A 6,620-nucleotide genomic window follows, 5' to 3' on the forward strand; every position below is an offset into this window, starting at 1 on the left:
GTTTTAATTTTTTGTAAAATTTAGTTAATCTTCAAAAGTGATGGTAATAGTATCTCGGTATTTTAAACCAAATAGGGTACTTGCGGCGCCACATGTATTAGGGTCACTTCGGTATATAGCTAACTCCAAAAAGTTGCAAGTATTGAATAAAGCAATTTTTTTTCCGTCTTCTTCCCTTTTTGATTTTTCAATAGTAAAATTAATAGCTTCACTATATTTATTTACAATGCTTGAAAAATCGACTCGGCGAGCTGTAATTTTAAAATGGCGTCCTTTTTGAATGTTTTCAAAAAAACTTCGAGTAACATTGGTAATTACATTGCCATAATTATCAATATAAATAACACTTCCTACAATTTGATTTCCACCTTGATTAACCACAGGTGCCGTAACGGTTAATACTTTAGTGTCATTAATTCGTTTGCCAATCACTTCCAATGTACCTCCGCGTGACAAATGACAGGCTACTCTAACAAAAGTATCTAAAGTTGGAAAATTACCTTGGGTGGTATCTGGTAAGCTAATTTCAACCAAATTTTCGGGTTTAAACTCCGAAGTAATTAATGAAATTATGCCATTATCGGCACAAATAAAATAATGCCCATCTAATAATACAGCAATGTGTTTATTTTCTGGTGTAAGCTCACTATCAATACCAATTATATGAATGGTTCCTTTGGGGAAATTTTTATAGGCATTTTTAATTATATAAGCACCTTCTTCAATATGAAATGGTGAAACTTGATGCGAAATGTCAACAACTGTAGCCTCGGGTAATTCGCTATAAATAGCCCCTTTTACTGCTGCTACAGAATGGTCTTTATTACCAAAATCAGTGGTTAAGGTTATAATTGACATTGAGTTGATCACTAATTAATTTTGAAAAAATGAATTGAAATATAAAAATGCTAGACCCAATTCTGAATTAAGGTTTATTTCAAGTAGCGAAAATAACAAAAATCCTACGCTAAATATTACAAAAATAAAAACTAACTTTAGGAAGTGATTTAAACTTTTGATTATGCTAGTTTTTATTTCAACTAAAAAAGTTAAAATCTGTTCATAGAAGAATAATTTAAAACAACGACTAATTTGAACGAACTTATTATAGAACTTACAGATGTAAATCCAAGAGATTTTTTTGGACAACAAAACGAAACTATTGACACCTTAAAAAAGTATTTTCCCAAACTAAAGCTCGTAGCAAGGGGAACAAAAATGAAAGCCTATGGCGACGAGGATCAATTGGAGGAATTTGATAAGCGGTTGAATATGCTGTTGGAACATTATGGGAAATATAATAAGCTTGATGAAAATGTGATTGAACGTGTGCTTACCAGTAATGAAAAGGCAGATTATGATACAGCCGATCATACTAATGGGGTTTTAGTGCATGGAGTAGGAGGTAAGAAAATCAAGGCGCAAACAGCAAATCAGCGAAAATTAGTTGATTTAATGCGTAAAAATGATATGGTTTTTGCCATTGGTCCTGCAGGAACTGGGAAAACCTACACGGGTGTGGCTTTAGCCGTAAAAGCCTTAAAAGAAAAACAGGTAAAGCGAATTATATTAACACGTCCGGCTGTTGAGGCAGGGGAAAACTTAGGGTTTTTACCGGGTGATATGAAGGATAAACTAGATCCATACATGCAACCTTTGTATGATGCCTTACGTGATATGATTCCTGCGGAACGTTTGGAGGATTTTATAGAAAAGGGAACCATTCAAATTGCCCCCTTAGCATTTATGCGTGGCCGTACGTTGGATAATGCCTTTGTTATTTTAGATGAGGCTCAAAATACGACACATTCTCAAATGAAAATGTTTTTAACCCGCATGGGAAGAAATGCCAAATTTATGATCACTGGTGATCCTGGTCAAATTGATTTGCCTCGCAGGGTAACTTCGGGACTAAAAGAAGCCTTATTGGTACTTAAAGATGTCAAAGGAATCGGAATGATCTATTTAGATGATAAAGATGTGATTCGTCATAAATTAGTGAAAAGTGTTATTGCGGCATATAAGGGGATTGAGAATAATCCAGAGTAATGGTAGTATGGTATAGCCTATGAAAAAGTATTTGATTGGATGTTTATTTTTGATAATGAATAGTACATTGAGTTGTAAGCAAGAGATAAAAAAACCACTATATCCTTCTGAAAATTTGGTGATTGAGTATCATAATGATTGGGCTATAAAACAGTATCCAAAACGAATAAAAGAATTTAAAACTGATCCTTTACAAAATGGGGATATCGTATTATTAGGTGATAGTATTACCGAGGGAGGTGGTGATTGGAGTGAAAAACTAGGTGTTTCCAACGTAAAAAATAGAGGGATATCCGGTGATATTACCGATGGAGTACTACAAAGGCTTGAAGAAATTATAGCAAGTAAACCAAATAAAGTTTTTGTGTTAATAGGTGTCAATGATTTGCTTAATTACAAAGCAAATGAAGGAATTTCTTCGGTTGAATATATTGAGAATAATATTTTAAAAATATGTAAGCAAATAAGAGAAAGATCACCTAAAACAATAATTTATTTACAAACTATTTTACCAACTGCAAAAGCTCAAATTAAAGCAGAAATACTTCGGGTGAATAAAACTTTAAAAACAAATGAAACTTCAGGGGATTACCAAGTTATAGATTTGTATGCATCATTTGTAAATAGTACAGGGTTTTTAAAAGAAGCATTTACATATGACGGGCTTCATTTAAATGATAAAGGTTATGCTTTGTGGGTAAATGTTCTTAAATCATATTTAGTTGTAAAATAATAAACATTTATCTTTGCTGTTTTAAAATTTGCGTCAAAAGATATGAATACAATAAACGATACTAATTACAATTTTCCAGGTCAAAAATCAGTATACAAAGGTAAAGTACGTGAGGTATATGCTATAAATGATGATACTTTAGTTATGATTGCCACGGATCGTCTTTCGGCATTTGACGTAGTTATGCCTAAAGGGATTCCTTACAAGGGGCAAATTTTAAATCAAATTGCCACTAAAATGATGAAAGCCACCGAGGATATTGTTCCTAATTGGTTAATTGCTACACCAGATCCAAGTGTTGCGGTGGGACATTTATGTGAGCCTTTTAAAGTGGAAATGGTAATTAGAGGTTATTTGTCGGGGCATGCAGCTCGTGAGTATAAAGCAGGTCGTCGTTTAATTTGTGGAATGCCTATGTTGGAGGGGATGAAGGAAAATGATAAATTTCCCGATCCATTAATCACCCCATCAACAAAAGCAGACAACGGGGAACATGATGAGGATATTACCCGCGAAGAAATTTTAAGTAAAGGGATTGTAAGTGAAGAGGATTATAGCGTACTTGAAAAATATACACAAGCTTTATTTAAAAGAGGTACCGAAATAGCGGCTGAACGTGGATTAATTTTAGTAGATACTAAATATGAATTTGGTAAAACTAAAGATGGAAAAATAGTATTAATTGATGAGATTCATACCCCAGATTCATCTCGTTATTTTTATGCGGATGGATATCAAGAGCGTCAAGATAAAGGAGAGCCACAACGTCAATTATCAAAAGAATTTGTGCGTCAATGGTTAATTTCAAATGGTTTTCAGGGTAAAGAAGGACAACAAATTCCAGAAATGACTTCAGCATATATCAACTCAGTATCGGAACGCTACATTGAGCTTTATGAAAAAATTACTGGAGAAGCATTTGTAAAAGCAGATGTAAGTAATATTGAAAAACGAATTGAAACTAATGTGAATGCTTATTTAAAAGGCTAACACCGTAACGAACCTATACTTAAAATTTATAGTTAAAGCTATTCCAATTGGGGTAGCTTTTTTGTTATGCTTGTATTAAAGTCACATCATTTTTAATGAGATCTATTAGTACTAAAATAGGAATGAAACCATTTAAATTAAAGACTATAATAATGGATTGTTCTTAATATTTTCTTTTAAAATAGTATTAGGATCGTTATACTTAAAATTTATTAGTTTTTGTATTTGAATAGGTAGGTTTATTCTCTTTTTTTTGAATAATGTGCTCTTATGTTGAAATTTGTATGCAAATGGTGATATGACATAAAGTGATAATAAATTATATTTTATTAGCTCATAAACTTTGGTTTTATAGATAATTTATTGGTGGAAATCTTGTGTAAATACGTTGATTTATTCTTAATTAACAATTAATCCTACTAGACAAACATAAGTTTGAGTTAAATCAAATATAAAGAGATTATCAAGTAAAGGTGTATTACTGTTTTAACAACTGATCAAAATCAAATTTTTTAATTAAATTAATTATGAGACTAAAAATTAGATCATTAGGGATCTTGTTAATAGTGGCTTTTCTACTTTAGCTCAAAGTCCAGAAAAGCAAGCAAAACAGAAAATAAAGGAAGTTAATCAATTAATTGCCCGAGCAAACACACAAGGGATTGATGTAACAAAAGAGCGTATGTCTGTTAGGGTGGCAGAGTTGTTTCTTGAATGGGCAAAATACGACGAAAAGCATAAGTCTGAAATTTTAGAAAATTTCAGAAAAACAGGAAGAGTAGTCCCCGTTGGGGCAAAAACAAATACTCCTGAGCAATATGCAAATCTTATGCCTGACTTTCAAAGAGATGAAGTTGTTAAATTGCTTGAAGAAGCTCAAAAACAACTTAATTTATTACTATCAGGAAAAGAAAAGAGAAAAGCTACATTTCCATTGAAATGGGATCAGATGCGTATTTCTGGGAATAATGTTAAACAAAATAATAGACCTGTTTTTTTATTGGATTGGAATTTTAGGCCTGATAAATCCAATGGTTTTGATACAACAGAGTTTTTTGGAAATATAGATGGATATTATTTTGATCTTGGTATGCTTAATAAAGAAGCAAATGGAAAAATAGGGATTTCAGCGGGGCAAAAAAAAAGATTGAATAATTTAAAATCAGGAAATTTTGGATCTCCTTTTATAGGGATGCGTAATGTTCCAGAATTTATTAAAAAAGAATATCCCGATTTTACAGAAGCTAAAACTACTTTTACGGGCTTTGATATTGACCACCCCAAAGCACAAGAATTTCATAAGATTCTTTTAGAAAATTATGTTCCTGCCTTTAAAGGTAAAAAAATGAGTGAGCTAGGTTATATGCTTTCAAATGAGCCTCATTGGAATACTTCGGGTAAATGGGATGTGGTTGACTTAACAGTACATACAAGGAGAAAATTTGAAGCATGGTTAAAGCAACGCCATGGGGCTATTTCAAAATTAAATAAAGTTTGGAAAACATCCTTTAGTAATTTTAGACAAGCAGCAAATTCGATCCAAACACCAGTTAATAAATCATTAAGAGGAACGCCAAAATGGTATGACTTTATGCGTTTTAATCAAGTGAGGGTTACGCAATGGCTTACCTTTTTACATGACGAGATTAAAAAGTTAGATCCTAAAGCGAAAAGTCATATTAAATTGATACCTGGACAATGGTCACGTGGAGCTAGGGATAATGGACTTAATTTTGAAGAATTGACTAATCTAACAGAAGTAATAGGAAATGATGGTCATATGTCCCACTCTGTATTATGGGGTAAGCCTGCTTGGAAAGATAAATATGCATTGGAATGGTTAGCTATGGCAATTGAGTACGATTTTATGCATTCTGTAAAACCTAATGCAATTAATTATAATTCAGAGGGTCATTCCATAGATACTGGACAGTCAAAAGATATATTTCTTAGAAAGTCTTTTGCCAGAGCATCGCAGTGGTTAGCAACAATTCATGGTTCGGATGTAACTACTAACTGGGCTTGGTTACGTGAAAAAAAGGGTCAAATAAAAGCTGGAAATAAATTAGCGGGCTCAATATTAATGATGCCAAGAGTATTTAATGAATTGCATGCCACAATGATTGATATTAATACTTTTGGAGAGGAAATGGGGCAGTTACAGCATATAAAAAATCCATTACGTTTCTTTTATTCGGAAACATCTGCTATTAATTATGACAAATATATGGATGATACCAAAGATATATATGAGTCTTTTTATTTTGAAGGATATCGTTTAGGTTTTGCAACCGAGAATATCATAAAAAAACAAAATAATAAAAATCTGGAATTTATTATTATAAGTAATAATGAGTATGTTACAGATAGTGAATTTACTAGTATTCAACAATATTTAAATAGAGGAGGGACGATACTTTTAGATGCTGTTAGTTTAAAGAAAGATGAATATGGTAAAAAAAGAAATAAACAATTAACAGCAGGATCTGGAACTATTATTATTATTAATATTAATAAAGGTAATCTTAAATCGCAAGCTTTAGCTTTATTAAAACGTAAGGGGCATAAATTGGTAGTTAATGTAACAGAAACTAATCCCCAAAAAGGCTTAAAAGGGGTGCATCACCGTTCCATACGAGCTAAGAGTGGAAAAAATGTAGTTTCATTAGTTAACGTAGGTAAAAATAAAACAAAAGTTAAATTAGCTTTAGGTAATGATAATGTAGTTATTACAAATATGCTTACAAGAGTTAAGTTGAATAATAATTTTGAAATGACTCCAGAACAAGTATTATACGATTTTAATTTAATATTTTCGCATAAAAGCATTAATATAATGGTGATTGCT

Annotated in this window: 5 protein-coding genes; 4 read left to right on the forward strand and 1 reads right to left on the reverse strand. The window is 32.0% G+C overall.

The annotated features are described in order from the left end of the window. Positions 1-24 precede the first annotated feature (24 nt). On the reverse strand, positions 25-858 hold the full coding sequence (locus KQA_RS0215800) for an SAM hydrolase/SAM-dependent halogenase family protein (protein WP_010182489.1): 834 nt from the start codon (positions 856-858) through the stop codon (positions 25-27). 234 nt (positions 859-1,092) lie between these two features. Here KQA_RS0215800 and KQA_RS0215805 point away from each other — a divergent pair, with 234 nt between their 5' ends. The 4 genes from KQA_RS0215805 to KQA_RS0215820 all read left to right on the forward strand — a co-directional run. Next, a complete protein-coding gene (locus KQA_RS0215805; protein WP_010182490.1) occupies positions 1,093-2,049 on the forward strand; it encodes a PhoH family protein in 957 nt (318 codons plus the stop codon). Between the two features lie 19 nt (positions 2,050-2,068). Further along, entirely contained in the window at positions 2,069-2,782 is a 714-nt protein-coding gene (locus tag KQA_RS0215810; protein WP_010182491.1) for a GDSL-type esterase/lipase family protein, read from the forward strand. A gap of 42 nt (positions 2,783-2,824) precedes the next feature. Then, the gene (locus KQA_RS0215815) at positions 2,825-3,772 is read left to right on the forward strand and encodes a phosphoribosylaminoimidazolesuccinocarboxamide synthase (protein WP_010182492.1); all 948 of its coding nucleotides are present in this window, start codon (positions 2,825-2,827) and stop codon (positions 3,770-3,772) included. A gap of 682 nt (positions 3,773-4,454) precedes the next feature. Continuing rightward, positions 4,455-6,620: beta-galactosidase (locus KQA_RS0215820; RefSeq protein WP_010182496.1), on the forward strand; the 2,166-nt coding region annotated here is incomplete at its 3' end.

Origin of the sequence: Aquimarina agarilytica ZC1, from assembly GCF_000255455.1 — a bacterium.
GTDB lineage: Bacteria > Bacteroidota > Bacteroidia > Flavobacteriales > Flavobacteriaceae > Aquimarina > Aquimarina agarilytica.